Annotated in this window: 16 protein-coding genes; 13 read left to right on the forward strand and 3 right to left on the reverse strand. The window is 45.2% G+C overall.

Annotated features, from left to right (window positions below; all coding sequences use genetic code 11):
* Positions 1 to 85: 85 nt before the first annotated feature.
* From ACRD7P_RS12140 to ACRD7P_RS12150, 3 genes are all read left to right on the forward strand, one after another.
* Positions 86 to 1312, forward strand: coding sequence for a hypothetical protein (locus ACRD7P_RS12140; RefSeq protein WP_430907888.1), 1227 nt, complete (start codon positions 86 to 88; stop codon positions 1310 to 1312).
* 29 nt (positions 1313 to 1341) lie between these two features.
* Complete coding sequence (locus ACRD7P_RS12145) at positions 1342 to 2901, forward strand: hypothetical protein (protein ID WP_430907889.1); 1560 nt, start codon at positions 1342 to 1344, stop codon at positions 2899 to 2901.
* Positions 2902 to 3159: 258 nt separating this feature from the next.
* On the forward strand, positions 3160 to 4098 hold the full coding sequence (locus ACRD7P_RS12150) for a hypothetical protein (protein ID WP_430907890.1): 939 nt from the start codon (positions 3160 to 3162) through the stop codon (positions 4096 to 4098).
* A 46-nt stretch (positions 4099 to 4144) separates the two neighbouring features.
* Here the strand turns inward: ACRD7P_RS12150 and ACRD7P_RS12155 are convergent, their stop codons facing one another.
* A complete protein-coding gene (locus tag ACRD7P_RS12155) occupies positions 4145 to 4909 on the reverse strand; it encodes a helix-turn-helix domain-containing protein (protein ID WP_430907891.1) in 765 nt (254 codons plus the stop codon).
* 118 nt (positions 4910 to 5027) lie between these two features.
* Positions 5028 to 5264 (reverse strand): hypothetical protein, encoded by a 237-nt coding sequence (locus ACRD7P_RS12160; RefSeq protein WP_430907892.1) that lies wholly within the window; start codon positions 5262 to 5264, stop codon positions 5028 to 5030.
* Between the two features lie 4 nt (positions 5265 to 5268).
* On the opposite strand from ACRD7P_RS12160, the gene ACRD7P_RS12165 reads away from it, so the two are divergent.
* Together ACRD7P_RS12165 and ACRD7P_RS12170 are read left to right on the forward strand one after the other, a co-directional pair.
* The gene (locus ACRD7P_RS12165; protein ID WP_430907893.1) at positions 5269 to 6387 is read left to right on the forward strand and encodes a helix-turn-helix domain-containing protein; all 1119 of its coding nucleotides are present in this window, start codon (positions 5269 to 5271) and stop codon (positions 6385 to 6387) included.
* A gap of 82 nt (positions 6388 to 6469) precedes the next feature.
* Complete coding sequence (locus ACRD7P_RS12170) at positions 6470 to 7405, forward strand: hypothetical protein (protein ID WP_430907894.1); 936 nt, start codon at positions 6470 to 6472, stop codon at positions 7403 to 7405.
* Between the two features lie 158 nt (positions 7406 to 7563).
* On the opposite strand, the gene ACRD7P_RS12175 is transcribed toward ACRD7P_RS12170, so the two are convergent.
* Positions 7564 to 8460 (reverse strand): TolB family protein, encoded by an 897-nt coding sequence (locus tag ACRD7P_RS12175; protein ID WP_430907895.1) that lies wholly within the window; start codon positions 8458 to 8460, stop codon positions 7564 to 7566.
* A 367-nt stretch (positions 8461 to 8827) separates the two neighbouring features.
* Between ACRD7P_RS12175 and ACRD7P_RS12180 the strand changes: the two genes are divergently transcribed.
* The 8 genes from ACRD7P_RS12180 (at position 8828) to ACRD7P_RS12215 (ending at position 20966) form a co-directional block, all read left to right on the forward strand.
* Positions 8828 to 11656, forward strand: a complete 2829-nt coding sequence (locus ACRD7P_RS12180) for an ATP-binding protein (RefSeq protein ID WP_430907896.1) — start codon at positions 8828 to 8830, stop codon at positions 11654 to 11656.
* Between the two features lie 309 nt (positions 11657 to 11965).
* A complete protein-coding gene (locus tag ACRD7P_RS12185) occupies positions 11966 to 13678 on the forward strand; it encodes a fasciclin domain-containing protein (protein ID WP_430907897.1) in 1713 nt (570 codons plus the stop codon).
* Between the two features lie 253 nt (positions 13679 to 13931).
* On the forward strand, positions 13932 to 15278 hold the full coding sequence (locus tag ACRD7P_RS12190; protein WP_430907898.1) for an OmpA family protein: 1347 nt from the start codon (positions 13932 to 13934) through the stop codon (positions 15276 to 15278).
* Between the two features lie 2 nt (positions 15279 to 15280).
* Positions 15281 to 16021, forward strand: a complete 741-nt coding sequence (locus tag ACRD7P_RS12195) for a hypothetical protein (RefSeq protein WP_430907899.1) — start codon at positions 15281 to 15283, stop codon at positions 16019 to 16021.
* A gap of 2 nt (positions 16022 to 16023) precedes the next feature.
* A complete protein-coding gene (locus ACRD7P_RS12200) occupies positions 16024 to 16527 on the forward strand; it encodes a hypothetical protein (RefSeq protein ID WP_430907900.1) in 504 nt (167 codons plus the stop codon).
* A 287-nt stretch (positions 16528 to 16814) separates the two neighbouring features.
* On the forward strand, positions 16815 to 17189 hold the full coding sequence (locus ACRD7P_RS12205) for a hypothetical protein (RefSeq protein WP_430907901.1): 375 nt from the start codon (positions 16815 to 16817) through the stop codon (positions 17187 to 17189).
* A 161-nt stretch (positions 17190 to 17350) separates the two neighbouring features.
* The gene (locus ACRD7P_RS12210; protein ID WP_430907902.1) at positions 17351 to 19666 is read left to right on the forward strand and encodes a TonB-dependent receptor; all 2316 of its coding nucleotides are present in this window, start codon (positions 17351 to 17353) and stop codon (positions 19664 to 19666) included.
* A 55-nt stretch (positions 19667 to 19721) separates the two neighbouring features.
* Positions 19722 to 20966: a PepSY-associated TM helix domain-containing protein gene (locus tag ACRD7P_RS12215; RefSeq protein ID WP_430907903.1), complete on the forward strand. Its 1245-nt coding sequence runs from the start codon at positions 19722 to 19724 to the stop codon at positions 20964 to 20966.
* Positions 20967 to 21142 lie beyond the last annotated feature (176 nt).

Here is a 21142-nt window from a genome sequence, read left to right on the forward strand (position 1 = left end):
ATCTGAACCAAGGGATGCCCCAATTCGGTATCCCTTGGTTTAAAAGTTACCAAAGAAAAAAGTGACGCCCCTTAAAATTTAGACTATGAAAAAAATAATCATCCTAGTAGCATTGTTTGCAGGTCTTTATTCTTGTGAAAAAGAGAACGAAATCGAGATTCCTACATCGACTCAAACCGATTCCCTTGGCACATTGAGCGCCATACAGCTAAAAAGTATATCTCCGAGCAACAAGGCGGTTTCTTATAAAGGGAAGCGTCTGTATTCCGGTATCGGATACGATCCTACCAGAAACGATATGTTCAAACCTCCCGCATTCATAATGGACGACATCAATTTTAAGATCGACAACGGAAGATCGATACAATTCTTTTCCGAAATCAACATTTTAAAAGAAAATCGGGAGTTTGAAGCCAAGGTAAAGCCATTTTCGGTACGTTCTTTTCAAGGGCTTAGGGTAGAGTTGGGCGTAATGCCGGAAGTTGTCAACGGTAAATTGAAACTGACCGAGAGTACCACAACGGTAATGGCCGTGGTGAGCTTTAAAACCAAACGGTACGAAATGGACCGTGTACCCCGTTTAACCGAAGAAGCGGTAGCCCTTTTGAACAGTGGCAAGGACAAAGAGTTTCTTAAAACCTATGGCCCTATGTTCATTGAACGGCAAAATTTAGGTGGGGATATCTACTTTTTCTATACCTATAGAACGGCCAATTATAATAAGGAAAACCGAACGGCGCTCGAAACCAAGGTACGCTATGATCTTGCTTCCTTCCTAAACGCCCCGGGACCCAAACGAAAACTATCCGACGAGGAGCGAAAAACCATAGAAGCCAACTTGCTCGAGCGTAGTTTTTATACCAATCTAAAGGGATACAAACCTTTGAAGCGAACCATAACCAGCGTTGAAAGTTTTGAAAAAGAAAAACAAAATTTGGTGCGCTACATCAATCAAAGGGAGAGCCGCGCCGCTACTACGGAACTACAGTTACGCTCTTATGCCAGCGTACTCCGCGACGACCCAAGACTGCGAATCTCTCCTCAAACACGAGGCGCCCTGAACAACGCCTATAGCAGTAAATATGCCTGTTATCAAAACCTTGAAAAATGGAGGGCGGTCCGTGCCAATTTGGTATATGTAAGGAACAACACCGCAGATCCCGTTTTAAAAAATGATACGAAAGCCGCTTTGGCCAATGTTGTACAGCAGATCAACAATGCCAACAATTGTAGAAATTCGGTGCCTCCACCACCTACAGCGGGCGAAGCGCTAAGAGCGCGATATGAGCAAGAAAAAGGAGCCACCAATTAAAATGAATATGAACAGTAAAATTTAATGATATGAAAAGTATAAAATATATCGTATTGTGCATGTTTTTCCTGGCATCGTCCTGTAAACAGGACGATATGGAAGACCTACAGTTGCAGGAAGAGCTATCGGCCACCAAATATACGTTCGAGGGCCCGAACAATAAACGTTACGAAGCCGGTTTTGGCTATACCCCCGCTACCGATCAGGTATACCGGCCCGCATTCGAAGATGTTCGCATAAAAGAGGACTACAATTTTTCCCAAGCGGCCGTAAAGGCATCTATCGAGGTTATAAAGACCGAGGAGGACATTGAAAGCTATGTTCGAAAAACGATAAAAAAAAGTGGTTCTTTTTTAGGGGTCATTAAATTTTCCAAAACGGTATCGGACCTTAAAAAAATCATACGTACCAAAAGCAACCGGGTAAACGTTATCGCCAGGGTGGAGTACAACGATTTCCGGTCCTCCGTAGTGAACCCTACGGGTCTCGACTATAACGATAGGGCCAAAGATCTGTTGGACAACAACGACTTTGCCGGTTTTTTTCGAAGGTACGGCACCTCATTTGTAAACAAACAAGTTTTTGGCGGAGAGATCTATTATGTGTACTCCTACGAAAGCAAGTTGATCAACGAGCAGACCAAGAGCAAATACAATAGAATGGTCTCCGGAAAATTACAGCGTATTTTTAAGCTTCCCAGAACCTACGGTTTTTCCAAGGCAGATGAGGTAATCCTTTCCAATACAAAGGAGATTTTGAAGTCGGCGACCAACATCGGTGGTTTTGCTCCCAAATTTGTACGGAACGTAAATGAATTCAATGCCGAAATACGAAGGAGCCGAAATTACCTGAACAGTCGTAAAAAACAGGCCGCGGGACTCTACCAAGAGCTATTGCCGTATCAATATCCCGGTAAGAACGCCAGACTGATCAAGGAGTTCAACAATCAAAAAACGTGTTTCAAGCGTGTAGAGGAATGGTCCATTTTAAGGGCAGAGGTGGCAAACGTGCAGCTCACCGATCCTATGAGCAGTTTTTTTCCGGACCGATATCAAAGGGCCATTTCTTACGTAGAGAATGTTTTGGCCAATGCCAGGAATTGCGCCTCCACACCGGCGTTACGAACCCTTCAAAGTATTATCGACGAGTACGGATTACGCGCTCGGGACAACTTCCGCGTTAAGTTGGGCGGTGAAATCAATCCCAATGTTTGGGCCGATAGGGGCCGGGTGTACACCCATGGAAGGGTCTATGGCGATGGTGAAGTGTTGGAACTTGTAAACCTTGGCAACGGAAGGGTACAATTCAATTTCAAACCGGAAGGGGACAGTAGGTATTTTGGTCCAAGAAAAGGCAACGAATCGGTTTACGGAGGCCATGGAAACGATGATAGACGCACCTACTTTTGGTTGGAGCATTTGGATGGCGACCGTTTTCTGGTACGTAACGAATACCGCAATCGCTATCTTCGACCGCCAATTTACAGCTACTTTGAAAACCGGATCAACGGGTATGGTTTGACCACCAATCATTATTGGTCCGTCAACGCTGGACAGGGAGAAGCTATTGTCCGTATCGTTAGACAGTAGATATAACCTTCAAAATAATACTTCAAACAGGCCTTACCGGGCCTGTTTTTTTGTTAATTATTTCTTAATTAATGTCAATTTTTTTAAATGAACCACATTTTTTACAAAAAGCGACCGTCCATAGCACCCTACCTTTAGGTAAAGGAATTCTTATGAACGATGTGGTAGGTTACTATTAGAAACCTTCGTAAAGCACCGTTCCCGTAGGTTGGCCGCCTCCTATCCATTAAAAAAGTTTAACTATTAAAAAATCAAATTATGAATACAGTAAAAAAGTATTACGTAGCCCTGCTATGCGTCTTGTTTTTGGCCGCATGCTCCAAAAATGAAACGGATGATCTGGTGATCGACAATAGTATCGAACTGAACGATCTTGGTCTGGAAAGTGTGGAAAACGAAGATTTACCGGCAAAGGTAGCCGAGCAGCTTAAGCTCTCCAATCAAAACTTTGACTCCTATTTAGACGGGGACCTACAGTATGTATCCCACAAAGTACTGGGTAAAGCTACCGAGGAGAAGGCGCTGGAAAATGCTATCGATTTGTCCCTACGAGACGAGAGCATTTTAAGTGTCGGTAACCTTATGGAACCAAGTACCATTAATATAAGTACGCTCCAGAAGGTACGTAACAAATCCGGCAAGGACCAAAAATCCGTCGTAGCCAATATGGCGAAAAGCACTGCCAAAAAGGGTGATCTGGTATTCGAGCTTACTTGGAACTACAGGGGCGAGTCGTTAAAAACCATTGCGTTAGGAAACGAGAATGGTATTACCTGGGACAATATGCTATCTGGAATGGTCTTAATAGACAAACCGGAAATCGGCAAACAGGGTGAAGGTAAAATAACTGCTACCGAACGTAACTATAGACGTGACAGTACCCGCAATTGGATCATTCGCTATGTATGGGGTACAAAACGAGGTGAAATGGGGTACTTACTCCGAATTATATATGATTCGTCCTCACGTCGAGTAATTGTTGCCGACATGCAGGATTGGGCCGTTATGAACTGGGGATCCGGTTTGTCCGAATCACAGGTAACAACAACCGCTTCCAGTTACGCCCAAGGAAGATATGCCCTCGGGGTGGCCACCTCGGGAGGGTCTATCAGTTTCGACAATGCTGGGTTCAAGGTCACTTCCAACTATGGATCTACACATGTAGAAAATGGTACTACTTCCGTTTTTGTACCGTAAGGTTAAATTAAATCCTCAATGGATAAGAGCAGGGTATTTCTTTGAATTACCCTGCTTCTCTTTTTTGTAGCCGGGAAGCACTTCTATATTTTCGGGGCGTCATGCCCACATAACGCAAAAAATTGGCGCTAAAATTACTGTGGCTTTGGAAACCCAGATCGTACGCTATATCCACAATAGGAATATCCGTTGCCAGCAATTGTTTTTTTGCCCTATCGATCTTGGATTTCATCACAAACCGATAGGGTGTTACCCCGAGCGCCTTCTTAAAATTCGTGATGTAATGCTCTTCTTTCCAACCGGCGATCGCCGCCAAGTCGCCAACGGTTATCTTATCCTGTAAATTGTCCTGGATGTAAGCAATGGTATCCTTGATTTTAACGGGAATTCCATTAGGGACGGTATGCTCCAAACGACGCGTGCCGCTTTCACCATTATGGATCAAAATGGTCGCTACGGTAGTGATAATATCGATCGACTTTAAGGGACGTACCAAATACCCCTTTGGGCGTGTTTTTATGGCCCTTTCAAAACTACGTTTGTCACCGTTAACAGTGATATATACAAATGGCGTTTTCTTTGCTTTCGAAAGTGCCGCGCCCAAATCCAACCCTTTTTCCCCCAACTCAAAGTCGACGTGGATCAGAACAAGGTCCGGTGCTTCTTCTTCAATAATCGCCATGGCCTTTTCGGGCCGCTCTTCAAGGGTAAGCGTATGATACCCTTCCTTTCCCAAAAGTGACCCGATTTCCTCTAAAAAAGACGGGGAATCGCCCAACACAAGTATCTTTTCCTTTTTCAGGTCACACATAGAAATTTATTTTCCAAAAGATACCTTTAAGCTCTTGGTTCGTTCTTTTTATTTGCGAATGGAAAGATAATTTCGGTACATCCAAAAGTCGGTATCGAAAAATTACGGCACCTCCATATCACGGAAAACCAATCGGTCCAATTGACCGTTGCCCAAAAAAAGAAATTGCCGTATCCTTACTTGAATAACCAATTTTTCCAGAAAAATTATATGATCCATCGACAACGGACGGCAGTTTTGAAATGAGAACATGCGTCATCAAAAATGGTCCCCAGAAAACCGTTTGTTTGTGTTCAAGTGTACCCAAACCTACTTCGGCATCATTTTTTAATCCTATTTTCAGATATTCGCACATTCCTATGCAATCCTACAGCTTTACAGATCTGATCCTTTTTCTAGGGGTAAGTCAAGGCGTGTTTTTGTCGCTTTCGCTACGGCTTTTGCACAATAGAAACAAGCCGGCGAACAAAATGCTTTCCATCCTTTTGCTCATTGCGGCACTGATGCTGTTCGCAAGGATGTCGGCATTTCGGATACCAGAGGATTGGGTGTGGCGTTTTGGCATCTTAGTCGATACCGTTATCTTCCTTTTTGGTCCTTTTACATATACCTACGTCCGTCGCTTACTATATCGGGAAAGTCCGGATTTTCATTTAAAATGGTGGCACTATATGCCCGCTTGCCTTCATCTACTGTATTACTTTGCGACACTGACCGTTCCGTTGGCCGAATTCAATACACTATACTTTTCGGGAAAATTATATCTGATGTTCTTTATTGTTGAGGGCTGCGGGCTGATATCCTTTATTTTTTATTGGATCAAGACCATATTGTTGGTCCGGCGCTATAGGGACGAAGCACCCGATCAGCTCTCTTATAACCAAGCCATCCTTCGCTTTGTTATATTTTTACTGCTCCCCCTAGGGGTTTTTATGCTGCTGTGGGGCATTAGTTTTACCACTACCAATTTCCTTGGAAAACCGTTCCCATATGCCGATTATGTTACCATGTGGGTATCGACACCGGCATTTATTTACGTTGTCGGTTTTTTTAGTTTGCGCCAACCGGAAATTTTTAGGCTCCCTTTGCCAAAACTCCCAACATCCAAAAAAGACCGTTTGAAACCCGACCAGATTCAAAAATTGCAAAAAAGATTGCAATACTATATTTCCGAAGAAAAGGTATTTCTTATGCCTAAACTTACTCTGAAGGAGCTGGCCGAAAAAATGAATACCTCCAGCAACAACCTATCCTGGCTTTTAAACCAGGTATACCAAGCCTCTTTCTACGATTACATCAACCGACACCGCATCGCTGCCTTTTTAAACAAGATCGATCGGAAAGAACACTTACGGCACACGTTGTTGGCCCTGGCGATGGATGTTGGTTTCAACTCGAAATCTACTTTTAACAAAGCCTTTAAAAACGAAAAAGGAACCACCCCTAGCGCCTACATAAAGAGCCTGAACGTAGCATAGATCGGTATGAATGTACCCATGGGGCCGATACCCGAAAATCTGGAACATAGTTTTACCATTGAACCCTTTAAAACGTAAAACAATGAAAAAACGACACTCCTTTTCTAAAATTACATTCGCGTTTGCCTGTTGCGGCATGCTTTTGCTCAACTCCTGTATCAAGGACTATATCGGAGGCGGTAAAAAAAATCCCAAGGTAAGCACCCTCATCGGATCTGATTTTCCCGCCAACGATGGGCTACATGTAGGCCCGGACGGAACACTTTTCGCCTCTAATTTTGGTGTATTCGACCCCGAGCTGAACAAATATAACGGTACCACGGTATTCGAAGTTACCAAACGTGGTATAAGGGCAAAGGCAGAAGGTTTTGAAGCACCCATGGGAAGTGTACTCGACCGACAAGGAAACCTATACTTTAACACGGAAAACAACAACGACGCCGTATCGGGGGTGTTGGTAAAGGTAGCACCTGACGGCACTTCGGAGACCGTAGGCGAAATAGCGGGTTGGCCTTCCGGCCTGGCCATCGATGACGATGATGTCCTTTATGTGGCCAACTTTTTTGCCCCGACCTTGCACAAAGTACTGCCTGATGGTACCCTATCGGTGCTCGCTACCGATGATCGGTTATTTGGATGTGTAGGCATCGATATTGACGATGAGGGCAATATCATTACCGCTAATTTCTTTACCGCCGATATTTTAAAGATAACCCCTGATGGCGCCGTATCCCTGATGGCGACCATTCCGAACGTTACGCAAGGCTTTGCCATCGGATACATGACCATTTTTGAGGGAGCGGTTTACGCCACCGGCATTAGCGAAAACGTAATCTATAAAGTCGCTTTTGATGGAAGTACCGAAATTTTTGCCGGAACCGGGGAAAATGGCAGTGCCGATGGCAAACTATTGGAAGCTACCTTCTCGCAACCCAATGGCATTGCCGCTGACGAACGAAAGCGCATCTTGTACATCTCGCAGTTTGGGGAAACCGGTCTTCGTGCCATTAAATTCTAATCACTTCAACCTAAAGTGCATTAAATCGTTGTTATTACTATCGAAAATACTGTAAAAACCGATTTTAAACCCGTCGCTTCCCATACGTTAAAAAAGGGATTTGACGGGTTTTTCAGCCTTTTTGGGCAAGATTTTAAAGCGCCTCCCTTATGGTGCAGTTATTTCTTTTGCCCGACTTGTTCAAATATTCGTGTACTTACCCAATAAATATCCTGATTTCCAGTGTAAAAGAAGTAAGCCCCATCTGGGGTTACCCAAGGACAGAGTTCGTGGCTGTCGGTACTTATCGGTTTTTTTAAATGTTGGGCAGCGCCCCATTTCCCATTGGGTTCCTTTGTGCTGATATACAGGTCACCTCTGCCAAGGCCTTGGGGCCTGCGGGAGCAAAATATTAGATAGGCTTCATCGGGGGCGACAAAAACATCCGCCTCATAATACTTGGTATTGATGACACTGCTTAGCCGTACAGGTTCTTGATGTTCGCCGTTGACGCTTTTGGATGCGTAAATGTCAAAATTGTTGTCATTCCCTTCCCCTGCATCTTTATTCGAAGAAAAATATAGGGTTCCATTTGCGGTGAAAGAAATATAATACTCGTCTTTTTCCGAGTTGATTTTGGTTCCGGCGTTTATAGGGTGCGACCAACCACTTCCGGTTTTTTCCGAATACCAAATATCATAGTCGCCCGGTGTTTCCCCGGTCTTTGGTTTATCGGAGATGTAGTACAGTCGATTTTCGTCCGGTGAGAGCATTGGGTCATTAAAACTATAAACAGCATGGCCAATGACGGTCTTTGGTGTCGTCCAAGATTCTTTTTGCCATTGCGAGTACCGTATTTCCGCTTTTCCCCCATCGTTTACCGCAAAATAAAATGTGGTCCCGTCCGCGGAAAAGACGGAGCCGAACTCCGATCGCGATGCTTTTGAGATAATTCCTTCCGCAAAAATTTTTGGAACCGTATCCGGCGCCGTTTCGCCCAAGTATAAATGGTTTTCTTGTGCTGAGAGCAAGCCGCCATACAGGCATATCATTAAGGGAATCAACTTTTTCATCATATCATTTTAGTTATTGAAAGCGCGCGTAACCTATTAAAAAATGGAATGCCGGTCAGCTGCTACCACTACATTGACCCGTTAGACCTTACAACATAGACCAAAAAAAATACGATTCGTTACAGTTCAATCAAATTTTAAACTTTCGTATCAACGTAAAGATCGGTCATTTTTGGCATGTACGAAGGTTTTCGGGTTTCCCCGCTCAAAAGTAACCGTTCGGTAGGTGCAGTGCTCGGGACTGCCAAAGGGTAAAAATTAAAAAAGGACGATAGGCTCCGAATTTTTAGCCCATTGAAAATGCTTAAATGCGTTCAAAATATTATTTTGTAGCCGGAAACGTTTGAAATCGAAAAAAAGGAAAGGGAATATGGCGAGCAAAACATATAGGAGGTCCACAAAAAGTTCGCTCCTCCTTTTTATCCTTCTACCGCTCGGCCACTTCCTATTCGCACAAACCGTCACGAACACCACCGTACGCTCCTCCACCTTGCCCATCCACGTTTGGCACCAGCTAGAGGACGATCAAATGTCGATACTGGAAGACGTATCGGGCGAACTTCGTTTAAAGGACATTGAAACAAAAGCGTTTCAAGCCTTTGGGTCATTGACCGAAAACCTTCAGGCCACCTACTGGATAAAATTTTATCTAAAGGCCTCTTCCGAAGCCGATACCCTAGTGGTCGCGATGATGAACACGGACAAGGCGCAGGTATACATTCCTCAAAAAAAGGGATATCAAAAAACCGAAATCGGACTGCTATCCAACTACACCTTTCCAATACCGGACAAACTTGCAAAGTTTACATTAAAGGTGCCCATGGACCAGGTAGATTTTTCCAAACCGTTTTACCTTTCAAAATTTGCCTACACCACTTGGAGCAAAAACCATGGCTTTAGGGCAAAAATACGTTTCATGTACCGTAATGATCCGGACGCGTACCTGCAATGGATCTCAAAAAACACCAATGAGGATCGGGAATACCTTTTTTATCTTGGCGTGGTTACCATGTCGTTCCTTTTATTCTTGGCCGGCTATGTTGCCAACGGCAGTAAGCCCTTTCTTTTGTACAGTATATATCTTTTAACCTTGGTCATATACTACTTTAATAGGCTTCCGTTCGTTATCAACTTTTGGAACGGGCTAAACCCCGATGGTTATTACTATCTCAACCAATCATTACGGATAGCGACCACACTTACCTATTACATTTTTATCTATTACTTTTTAAATGTGCCGGAGAAGTTTCAATCACTTCGCAAATTGTTCAAGGTAATCATGTATGCCATGCTCGTACACGGGGTGCTTTACACGGCAACGATCATTTTTTTCCCGACCTTTCCCTTCCGCTTTGAAATGATCGATTATTTCTTCCTGCTTACCACGCTTACCTCCATTGTACTGTTCATTTTAATGTTGACCAAAAAACCGGACCGTGTTGCGGTGATTACCCTGATCGGGAGTTTACTGATCACTTTAGGGGGTATTGTCGCCATTTTCAGCGTCGATGCGCTTTTCTTACTCAAAGCGGTACTGGTGGAAACCGTCATCTTCTTTGGTGTGATCAGCTATCAAAATCGGGTAAAGCAAAACAATGCGTTGCAAAACGAATTGGAGCTGGCAAAAGAAAAACAGGAAAAAACCGCCCTAAAACAGCTCGACTTGGTAAAATCACGCTTTTTTGAAAACATCTCCCATGAATTCAGAACCCCGCTCACCTTGATAAAGGCACCGATTACCAGCGCACTACAGCTCAAGGAAACGATCAGTGAGAACGACATGCGGATGATCGGCAACAATGCCGATCGGTTGACCACCATGATCAACGACCTGCTATCACTCTCCAAATTGGAATCGGGTACAATGCGTTTGAACTTGACCGCACAAAACCCAAAACTACAACTGGAACAACTACTGAAACAATATTTTTCCTACGCGCAAAGCAAAGACATCGGCTTTGAACTGGATTTGGGAGCCTGCAACCTTGTAGCGGAATATGACGCTGAAATTTTGGAAAGGGTAACCACGAATTTGGTCTCAAATGCGTTAAAATTTACCCCAACGAGAGGAAAAATTACCGTAACCACGCGTCTGGAGAACGAGAATTTGATACTGGTGGTCTCTGATAATGGTATCGGTATTCCGTTGGCCGAGCAAGAAAAGATTTTTGAGCGCTTTTATCAGGTTTCGGTCAAGGATGAAACACGACCGGGCAGTGGTATAGGGCTTGCCATGGTAAAAGAGCAGTTAAACCTCCATAAAGGCACCATACTGTTGAATAGCTCGCCCGATTCGGGAAGCCGTTTTACGGTGGGCCTCCCCTTGAAAAACATTCGCAGGGCATCGGAAGTAGGAACGAAAAAAAGTAGCGTAGCCATTTTACCGTCAACGAAAAATACCGTTCCCGTGGTGACGGAAGCACCAGAACCAAAAAGCACATCAAAAAAACCGCTGGTACTCATCGTAGAGGACAACCCGGAGCTAAGGTCCTTCTTGAGCGATAAGCTCGGGAAAACGTATCGTACCAGAACGGCAAAGGATGGGAACGAAGGCATAAAAAAGGCCCTTGCCCTATTGCCGGATATCATCGTTTCGGATATAATGATGCCCCATACCAATGGAATCGTCCTCTGTAAAACATTGAAATCGGATTCCAGGACGGCCCACATCCCCATTATTTTGTTGACGGCAAAATCATCGGAAAAAGATGAACTGATCGGTTTGGGTACGGGTGCCGACGATTATATTACCAAACCGTTCAACCTTCAAAAACTGCAACTGGTGATGACGCAACGTATGCAATTGCGGAAATTGCTCATACAACAGTATAAAAAAGAGACCTTGTTTCAACTGAACGCCGAACAATTGGTGACCTCCGAGCAGGAGTTTTTATCCAAACTTCAAAAAATACTACAACTACGCCTGACCGATCCCAGTTTTAAAGTACAGCAATTGAGCGAAGAAATGGGAATGAGCCGCATGCAATTGAACCGAAAAATAAACGAGGTCATCGGCGATACTCCTTCCAATTTCATCAGAAATGAGCGTTTGGCCCTTTCGCAGGTATTATTGGCCGACGACAAACTTACCGTTAGTGAGGTCGCCTATAGTTCCGGGTTCACCTCCCCCTCCTATTTTATCAAATGCTTTAAGGACAAATACGGTAAAACCCCTTTGGAATATCTTGAGAAAACTTGATTCGCATCAGTGGATGCCTTACCCCGATGTTTGCGTCAAAATGGCAAAGGACAGTTGCTGTAAGTGCCTCGTAGACTTGCCCCGAGGTAGTTCACTTTCAAATACTTATGTGCCATGTTACCATTTTGATACGGATCGTTACATCCGTGCTATCGCAGTAGCTATTCCACCATTACATTTGTAGCCGTTGTTACAGTATACGCTGTAAACTTCTTCCCCTTTTATATCAATTACATTCGGTCGAGTACGTTCCAAAGCCCTTTGGCGCTTCGGCCATCTATTTGCGTAATATATTAAATGCTACATATTATGAATGCTCAAGTGAAAAACCGATTGAAAAAATGGGGACTGTCCACGATACTCCTTTGTGTTTTGATGGCCTGTAACAAAAATGACGATGAAACGCAACCACCGCCCGAACCGGAGGTGACCAAGACCATCTCCGACCTATTGGAAGAAAGTAGTTCGCTGACCGTTATCAATGCCATCATTAAGGCAGTGGACGAAAAAAATGGCGGATCTTTGGGAACTACCTTAAATTCCGATGGGGCCTTTACCCTATTTGCCCCGATCAACGATTCCGACACTCCCTTATTGATACAGATCGATGAGCAGGGAAACCTGATCATCTCGGATGAAGATGCCCCCTTATGGGACCAGATTATTAGGTACCACTTGGTTGCCGACGCGGCGTTGGAAGAGGCAGACCTTTCCAACGGACGGGAGCTCACCACCGTTTTGGGCGAAAAACTTCGTGTAAGTACCGAAGGTGGGTTGTTCTTGGCAGATGCTACCGAGAACAATACCAAGATCGTTCAGACCGATATCGTTGCCAAAAACGGTATTGTCCATTATGTAGACAGGGTATTGGTACCGCAAACCGTTTTGGACGCTATCGCCCAACCGGACGTTTCCAATGGAATAGAGGAAGCCTTGGAGGCCGACCCCGATCTAAAAAGCTTTTTAGAGGCCATACGGTTCTTAGATCTTGAAGAGGAGTTCTTCACCCTTGATAATGGTACGGGTAAAGGTATTGGTTCGAAAAAAACGGAAAATGCCACCATTTTTGCCCCGAACAACGATGCGTTCGAATCGCTGTTTGCGGAATTGGGCGATGCGTACAATAGTTTGGAAGACTTTGACACGGAAACGGAAAAAGATCTGCTGCGCAATGCCATGCGCTACCATACCGTACCAGGAGGCAAGCGACTTTCAAACAGTTTTCAGGATGGGGAAACACTGAACACGGAAATCAATGAAGACATTACCATAGGTACACAGACCAGTGATGTTCAAGTGCGCGACAGAAAATCGGCCGGTTTTGTTTTAAATCCGGATCAAGAGGTGGGCACCAATGTCATCCATACCATTAATATCGTATTACGGCCCATTGCCTTTTACGACGGTTTTGAAGCGGACCTCACTTCGGGAGATACCCGAAACATGATAGCCGTCTTCAATACCTACCCTTCCTTATCCATATTGGCAGCGGCCATAGAAAAAACAAACTTGTCGTTCGTATACCCTCGAAACAATTTCACCGAGCCGCCCGCGAACATCAGCACCTATTTTGCTCCCGATAACGAGGCTTTTGAGGCGCTTTTTGAAACCTTGGGCGAAAACTATAATAGTTTGGACGATTTTGATACGGCCGAGAAACTCGAAATTTTAGCGGATATCTTGTTGCATCAACACTCATCGAGCTACCTCTGTTCGGAAACTTTGATCGCGTCCGGAAGATCCCAAGTATATCTGTCGCGTTTGATCAACCCGCAGGTGCCCAAATTTCCCGATTATCGGAATGAGGTGGTTACCATTGGTGATGCCACCGAGCCCGTAATCACCATAAGGGACGATATCGGCAGGGAGGCCCGCATCAAACAGGCCGATATTACGGTAGGGAAAAACATACCGGCCTGTGCCGAGGGCGTTACCGATCTGGGAGGGAACACCAGTCTGGTCCATATTACCGATCTGGTGCTATTGAAACGCGATTTTTCGGTGTTGCTAAATGACCTTTAACCCGGATTATGCATTAGAACTTCGTAATGAAGCTTTTAGATGCGATAAAATATAACATATTATGAAGTAGCTGGAAGCTGTAATAGATTTTCTAATGCATAAAGCGGGTTTAATACCAAATAGGTAGTTGTATTGGTGTCTGGGGATCCATTGGTAGCATTTTCGATCTACTATGCTGGTCGGCTTCCTGATTCGAGACCCCTTCCGCAAAAGAAGGGGTCTACACCAAACACGCTAACAAAAAACCAAAAAGATGAAATTCTCAAAAATAGTTATCGTATTCGCAATGCTTTTGAGCTACAATGCTACAGAAGCACAGTTTTTAAAAAAACTAAAGAAAAAAGTGGAAAAGGCGGCAGAGGAAACCGTACTGAACAAAGCCGATAAAAAAACCCGAAAAGAAACCGGAAAGGCCATTGACAAGACCATTGACGGAGATGGGGACAAGGAAAATCGTTCAAAAAAAGAAACGGACACCTCGGAAACCGGCTCCAACCACGGCCCTGCGGGAGAAAAATCGGAAAATACCGGAACAGCCTCGACAAGTGAAACCCCGTTCGAAGTCTATTCCAAATTTGATTTTGAAACCGGAAAAACCATAGTAGGTTATGAAAATTTCTCGGCCGATCCCATCGGCGATATTCCCATCCGGTGGAACGTGACCGGTGCTGCCGAAATTGTCACCTTATCCAATGCCGAGGGCAAATGGTTACGTACCGGAAAGGGCAGTAGTGCGTTGATTCCCGAGTTTATCAACGACCTCCCGGAAAACTTTACCTTGGAGTACGATCTCATCTTTGATTTTGATGTCGATGAATGGTCGAACAATAGAAAGTTCAATCTCGTTTTTTCCAACCTGGATAATCCGAACTACGACCTCAACAAGGTGACCACTGGAACCGAAGGGTCCAACTTTTTGCTCAGTGGCGGAATCGGTGGCGGTGGTGGCCTATACATCAACACCTACGGTAAGGACAAGCGCTTGAACATAAAGGATTCCAAGGGTACCGATTATCTTGAAGAAGATAACAACGGGCGTGGAAAGGTGATGCATTTTTCGGTATGGAAACAGGGAAAGCGCCTGCGCATATATCTGGATGAGGAAAAGATTTTTGATGCCCCACGGGCTTTTCAACAGAGCGATGCCATAAAGACCATGCGTTTTTATTCGAGAATAAGCCCAGAGGACAGTTACTTTTTTTTAGGCAACATCCGCTATGCCATTGGAACTCCCGATACCAGAAACCGACTGCTTACCGAAGGGGAACTGACCACCTATGGCATTACTTTTGAAAAAGGGGCCGCTACCGTTAAACCTTCCTCCTATGCCGTGCTTAAAAAAGTGGCCGGCACACTTCAAGAGCACAAAAATCTTTCTCTTGAGATTATCGGTCATACCGATGCCGACGGATCTGCGGAAAACAATTTAAAACTTTCCGAAAAAAGGGCCGAGGCCGTAAAGGAGGCACTGGTCAAAAGCTTCAATGTAGATGCTTCACGGCTCCGCGCGACAGGAAAAGGGGAGAACGAATTATTGGCCACGGGAACTGGCCCTAACGATCATGCGAAAAACAGAAGAGTCGTATTTAAAAAACAATAATGATGAAAAAAATATTCGTAAACCTTAGTATTCTACTATTAACTTGTTTCGCGCTCTTGTTTTCCTGTAGTTCGGAAGATAACGAAGATGGGGCCATCGGCCCACAAGGCCCGCAAGGGGAACAGGGGATTCCCGGGCAGGATGGACAAGATGGACAGGACGGACGGGATGGTGAGAACGGTGAAGATGGAACGGACGGTCAGGACGGTCAAGATGGTGCCGATGGCCAAGATGGTGCGGATGGTGCGGACGGTCAAAATGGCCAAGACGCATTTACCGGCAGCGTGTTTTCCGATTGGATACCTAGCACAATCGATAACCGCGTGGGGTTTTATGTGGAAGACGTACTGCGCATACCTCCGAACGAAATGCCCTTGCTCATATCGGCCGCGCGTGAGGGGCTTGTTTTAGTATATGGCGGACGCTTGGACCAGAACGGGAATCTTACTTTGGCACGGCCAATTCCCTATTCCATTGAAAATCAACGGTACACCTTTGCGGTTTTCCTATATGATAGCGCTACGGATGCCGCTATCTTTTACTCCGGGGAATCGCTTGACCAAACGGGCGAAACCTATGATTTTTTTACGCACTATAGGTATGTGTTGATACCGCCGCCGTCCCAAACGGCCAAAAATGGGAACAATATGGAAATTACCGTCCAGGCGCAACTTGCAGCTGCCGGAGTTTCGATAGAGGATTACCAACAGGTAGCGGATTTTTTTAACGTTAAAGACAACTGATCATGCATCGTTACTTTCTAGTGTTGTTCATAGCTCTGATCGGTTTGGCGTCCTGTAATGAAAAGGACGCCAAAACTGCCGGAGATAGCAGTTTACAAGCAAAAATAGACGGTATTTTGTTCGAACCCGAATTCAGTACCGGAGTTCTCACCAACATCGCGGTAGCCACCATTTCGATATCCGGAAACGATGCGAATGGCAAACAAATTTCTTTGTTGGTTCCGGAAGATGCCCCCGTCGGCACCCTATCGCTCGACAAGCTTTCGGGCACCATGATCGGATATACGGCATCCTACCAAGTAGACAATAGTTCGGACAATGGTGGACTGGCCGTGTGGGGTTTTATTACCATAGCGGCCCATGATAGGGACACCAACCATATCAAAGGCAGTTTTAGTTTCGAAACCGCTCCTTTTGTTGTGCTGGACGGCGATCCGGCACCGACCTATTCCATAACCGAAGGCGCCTTTGATGTTACCTACTTGGATGCGGATACCGATTTTTGACCCTCTGGTCTTCTGGACATTACTCGGGGTTTTCACGGAATTGCAACAACGCCGGTAGCCCCTTATCGGATTACGTTCTTTGCCATACCCGACACCTGGGTATGGCAGAAAACGTTATGCTTTTCAAACCAATCATAACTTCCAAAAAAACAGCTATCGTTTCCGTTCGATCGCCCATCAGAATTTTAACGTACAAACATTTTTTGGGAATCGCCAAAGCAATATTTTTGTAGGAAACAGAGGTCCCTGATTGTTATTCGTTCCCGATGTCCGGTTTATTTGATCGTATGAAAGGTATTTCTGCATATCTATTTATCGCTTTGTATCTAACGGCCATGGTACGCCCCATTGCACCGGTAATCGAATATGTAATCGACCAAGAGTATATCGCGGAATTTCTTTGTATCAATAAGGACAGGCCGGAGCTCGCATGTGAGGGAAAGTGCTACCTAATGCAAATGCTACAGGAACAAGAAGATCAAAAGAAAATGGAGCTTCCCCTATCCGATTTAAGCGAATACCCCATTGGTTTTGTCCTTGTTCAAAAAGTATTGACAACTGCAAACACCCTAGCGCCAAGGAAGGACTTCACCTTTCGTAAAAAGTTATACACCTACCGATTTTGCCCTTCGGATTTCCATCCGCCCACGGTTTCTTCCTAACATTCTTTCATATGGGATGGGGCGACAACGGTTTTTACCGGAGCGCTCATCCGGCTATATCATATAGCGATCATTCAAGTCAAAGTAGCGTCCGTTCGAAGGTGGCACCGATACAGTACCGGTGTTCCATACTTCCAAAAACGGCCATAAAGAAACCATAAATGAAAAAAATAATGCTGACCCTTTTCTTAGGGTCAATAGCGCTTTGCGCTCAATCTCAGGTGCTTTACAAAGGAAAAGTGACCGATAAAAACAACGTACCCTTGATCGGGGCCGATATCGTATCGGTAACCGACCCAACAAAGGGGACCATGACCGATAGCGAAGGGTTTTTTGAAATAGTACTCGAAAATGCTACGGTACAAATCACCTATGTCGGTTTTGTAAACGAACGACAAACGCTTACCGATACCTTCAACACCATTGTATTAACGGAAAACACCACCACGCTTGACGAGGTGGTGATCACCGGTAACCGGGAGCAACAGAAACGGTCGGAAGTACCCGCAGCTATCGATGTTATCGGTACTCGGGAAATTGCAGAGACCAAGGCTTTTGGACTGGACCAGCTCACCAATCAGGTACCCGGTGTATTTATGTCGACTTCCCGTGCGGCGAGCAATGAACAACATTTTATGGCGGTACGTTCCCCAATTTCTACCCGCTCGTTGTTCCTTTATATGGAAGACGGGCTGCAGATACGCCCTACCTCGGTCTTTAATCACAATGCCCTTTTGGAAATGAACGATATCGCGTATCGTCGCATTGAGGTACTCAAAGGTCCGGCTTCCAGTATTTATGGGAGTGAGGCGATCGGCGGTAGTTTTAATTTTATCACCAAAGCGCCCACCAAAGATCTTTCGGGAAGTATTGGGGTGCAAATGAACGATTTGGGTCTTTCAAGATATGATTTTGAGGTTTCCGACTCCCCAAGCGAACGGTTCGGTTTTTATATCGGTTCCCATTTTGTACAACGGGAAGACGGCCTTATCGAACACAGTGATTACGAAAAATTTGCCCTCACCTTTAAAACGGTCTATCAGCTATCGGAACGCACCAACTGGACCAACGTAATCGCCCTTACCGATTACCGTTCGGACATGACGGGATCCTTGAGCGAAGCGGATTATTTCGGGGGCAATTTTGAGAGCGACCAGACCTTTACCGAGCGCGATGCGCTGGCCCTACGCATCCGAACTACCGTAGAAACACGATGGAACGACCGTAACAAAACCACTTTTAACCTGATGTTCCGCGATAACAGAATGGATCAAAACCCATCGTACCGCATTCGTCAGTTTCGAGAACAAGGGCAGTTGACGGGTTTTGGGTCGGGAGAAGTCAACTCCAACCAGTTCAATAGTTATATGGGGTTGGTACAGCATAAAATCAGTTTTGAAAGTAGCGGTTCCCAATTGCTATTTGGAGGTACGGCCGACCTGTCGCCCCAAGATTATGTTGGGGAACGTACGGACGTAATCGTGGATCCCGAAACCGGTAGCAATACCGACTTTACCCTAAGAGATGGCGATTTCATACTCGATTATGAAGCCGATATACTCAACTACGCTGCCTTTGTGCAGTACGAAACAACCCCATTGGAAGGCTTAAAGGTTACCGCCGCCCTACGGTATGATCGCTTTCAATACGACTACCGCAATCGCATTGTTGGAGCGGCACTGACGGTTTCCGATGATAGTTACGATAACCTTACACCTAAATTGGGACTGAATTATAATTTTGGGACAACATCCGGCATCTACGCCAATTACGCACAAGGGTTTACCCCGCCACAGGCTTCCACTTTATATCGGAACAGAAACGAACTACGGGATATCAGGCCCAGTGTTTACCATAATTTTGAGGTGGGAGGGTATTTTAATATCGCCGATCGCTTAAAAATCGATGGTGCCCTGTACCTCTTGAACGGAAACAATACCTTGGTGACCCTTCGCGATACCGATGATGTCTTTTTTAACTCCAATGCCGGTAAAACCCGGTCGTACGGCGCTGAATATGGAATTTCATATACCCCCTCGCCAAAACTGACCATTGCACATAATGGGAGTTATGCCGTACACCGCTACATCGAGTTTTTTGAAAACGGAATCGATTATTCAGACACCGACCGTGAAACGGCACCCAACCTATTGGGCAACAGTAGTATTACCTATCGACCGACCAAGGCGCTTAGCATTACCGCGGAATATGAGTTGGTGGGAGCGTATAACACCAGTTTTGAAGGGCAGGTAGCCAATGACAACGGTACGTTCGGGACCGCCACCTATGATGGTCATAACGTATTCAATTTTAGGGCGGCCTACACTTTAAAGAAGTTCGAGATATGGGCACACGCCCTTAACGTTTTTGACGAACTGTATGCGGCTAGAGCCTCGTTCAGCAATTTTAGAAACGAAAACAGTTATACCATTGGCAATCCATTGGCTTTCCACGGTGGAGTGCGCTATACTTTTTAAAAACGCATTATCCCCGACAAGCACAACGTTTATCGGGGTTTTAAATCTCTAAAAAATGAAATATAAATTGAACCAATGGCTATGGAAATGGCATGTTATCGCAGGTATGGTAAGCCTGCCCATTGTGCTGCTATTATCCATTACCGGGGGCATCTACCTTTTTAAGGCCGACTATGAAGCTCCGATCCAACAATCGACCAAACAGGTAGTTCCGATGGGAACCGCTATTCCCTACCAACAACAATGGGAAATCGCCAAGAGTTCCATGACAAAAAAACCCAGTGCTATGGTGGTACCGGAAGGTCCTGACCGCGCAACGGAATTTTTTTCGGGCAGGTTCGGTCATAAAACAAGTTTTTTCGTGGACCCCTACACTGCCAAAACCTCGGGAACGATCCGTGCCGATGAGGGACTCATGTACAAGGTGCGCAAGCTTCACGGCGAACTGCTTTTGGGAGGTTTCGGAACCAAAATTGTGGAACTTGTTGCCTGTTGGATGCTTGTTTTGATCTTGACCGGGCTTTTCATTTTTTGGCCCGCTAGGCAACGTGGCATCCAGGGCTTTTTTATTCCGCGGATTGCGAACGGAAAACGATTGTTTTTTAGGGATATACATGCCATTGGCGGATTTTGGGTCTCCGGGCTGCTCCTTTTAGTGCTCGCCGGGGCGTTCCCTTGGACAGATGTGGTGGGCGGCAACTTTAAAAACCTTCAAAAATGGACCGGAACCGGTTTCCCAAAAAGTTGGAACGGTATCGGAATTGCTTCCGAACCCTCCGATACGTCGGTAACCCTGGATGACATAGTGGCGAAGGCAAACGATTTAAACCTTCCCGGGGAAATAACGATCAGTTTTCCAAAGGGGAAAAACGGGGTTTACAGTGTGGGAAACACCTATTATCCCGAGCTGGACAAGCAGCAAAAATTCCATTTTGATCGCTATAGCGGCGCACAATTGCTACACCAACAATGGGCGGATGTGGGCGTTTTAATGCGCGGTAGAATGTGGGTGATGGCCTTCCACCAAGGGCAGTTTGGCCCGTGGAACTGGTATTTGATGCTGGGTATCGCCCTATTGTTGATTGCTGTAAGTATTTCTGCGATTTTCTCGTACCTGTTTCGTAAAAACAAAGGAAGTTGGGGTATACCGAAGGTGCCAAAAAGCTTTACCGTGGGGTATGGCATCGTATTTATATTGATACTATTGGGCGTAGTGTTGCCGTTGTTCGGGGGCAGTTTGGTACTGATCGTCCTGTACACCAAACTTGGTAGCAGGGGGACCGCTGCATTAAAGGAATAAAGGTTAAAAGATGAAGATAAAAGGACGAAGCACCGCTACGCTAAAGGAACACGAACAAAAAACTGCTTTAGCTGAAAAAGAAATGATTTATAAGTGCTATTTCAAAGTTAAAATGGTGTAAGTCCTTTAGCGTAGCGGTCCTTCATCTTTGCTTCTTTTCAGCAACGGTCTTTCTC

The sequence above is a fragment of the Maribacter sp. 2-571 genome (assembly GCF_050589625.1).
Lineage (GTDB): Bacteria > Bacteroidota > Bacteroidia > Flavobacteriales > Flavobacteriaceae > Pelagihabitans.

What these genes read in the sequence shown, in the direction of transcription:
- ACRD7P_RS12185 (WP_430907897.1), top strand. Translation starts at nt 11,966, where the DNA reads ATGAATGCTCAAGTGAAAAACCGATTGAAAAAATGGGGACTGTCCACG.
- ACRD7P_RS12205 (WP_430907901.1), top strand. Translation starts at nt 16,815, where the DNA reads ATGAAAGGTATTTCTGCATATCTATTTATCGCTTTGTATCTAACGGCC.
- ACRD7P_RS12210 (WP_430907902.1), top strand. Translation starts at nt 17,351, where the DNA reads ATGAAAAAAATAATGCTGACCCTTTTCTTAGGGTCAATAGCGCTTTGC.
- ACRD7P_RS12190 (WP_430907898.1), top strand. Translation starts at nt 13,932, where the DNA reads ATGAAATTCTCAAAAATAGTTATCGTATTCGCAATGCTTTTGAGCTAC.
- ACRD7P_RS12200 (WP_430907900.1), top strand. Translation starts at nt 16,024, where the DNA reads ATGCATCGTTACTTTCTAGTGTTGTTCATAGCTCTGATCGGTTTGGCG.
- ACRD7P_RS12175 (WP_430907895.1), bottom strand. Translation starts at nt 8,460, where the DNA reads ATGATGAAAAAGTTGATTCCCTTAATGATATGCCTGTATGGCGGCTTG.
- ACRD7P_RS12150 (WP_430907890.1), top strand. Translation starts at nt 3,160, where the DNA reads ATGAATACAGTAAAAAAGTATTACGTAGCCCTGCTATGCGTCTTGTTT.
- ACRD7P_RS12195 (WP_430907899.1), top strand. Translation starts at nt 15,281, where the DNA reads ATGAAAAAAATATTCGTAAACCTTAGTATTCTACTATTAACTTGTTTC.
- ACRD7P_RS12165 (WP_430907893.1), top strand. Translation starts at nt 5,269, where the DNA reads ATGCAATCCTACAGCTTTACAGATCTGATCCTTTTTCTAGGGGTAAGT.
- ACRD7P_RS12145 (WP_430907889.1), top strand. Translation starts at nt 1,342, where the DNA reads ATGAAAAGTATAAAATATATCGTATTGTGCATGTTTTTCCTGGCATCG.
- ACRD7P_RS12155 (WP_430907891.1), bottom strand. Translation starts at nt 4,909, where the DNA reads ATGTGTGACCTGAAAAAGGAAAAGATACTTGTGTTGGGCGATTCCCCG.
- ACRD7P_RS12180 (WP_430907896.1), top strand. Translation starts at nt 8,828, where the DNA reads ATGGCGAGCAAAACATATAGGAGGTCCACAAAAAGTTCGCTCCTCCTT.
- ACRD7P_RS12170 (WP_430907894.1), top strand. Translation starts at nt 6,470, where the DNA reads ATGAAAAAACGACACTCCTTTTCTAAAATTACATTCGCGTTTGCCTGT.
- ACRD7P_RS12215 (WP_430907903.1), top strand. Translation starts at nt 19,722, where the DNA reads ATGAAATATAAATTGAACCAATGGCTATGGAAATGGCATGTTATCGCA.
- ACRD7P_RS12140 (WP_430907888.1), top strand. Translation starts at nt 86, where the DNA reads ATGAAAAAAATAATCATCCTAGTAGCATTGTTTGCAGGTCTTTATTCT.
- ACRD7P_RS12160 (WP_430907892.1), bottom strand. Translation starts at nt 5,264, where the DNA reads ATGTGCGAATATCTGAAAATAGGATTAAAAAATGATGCCGAAGTAGGT.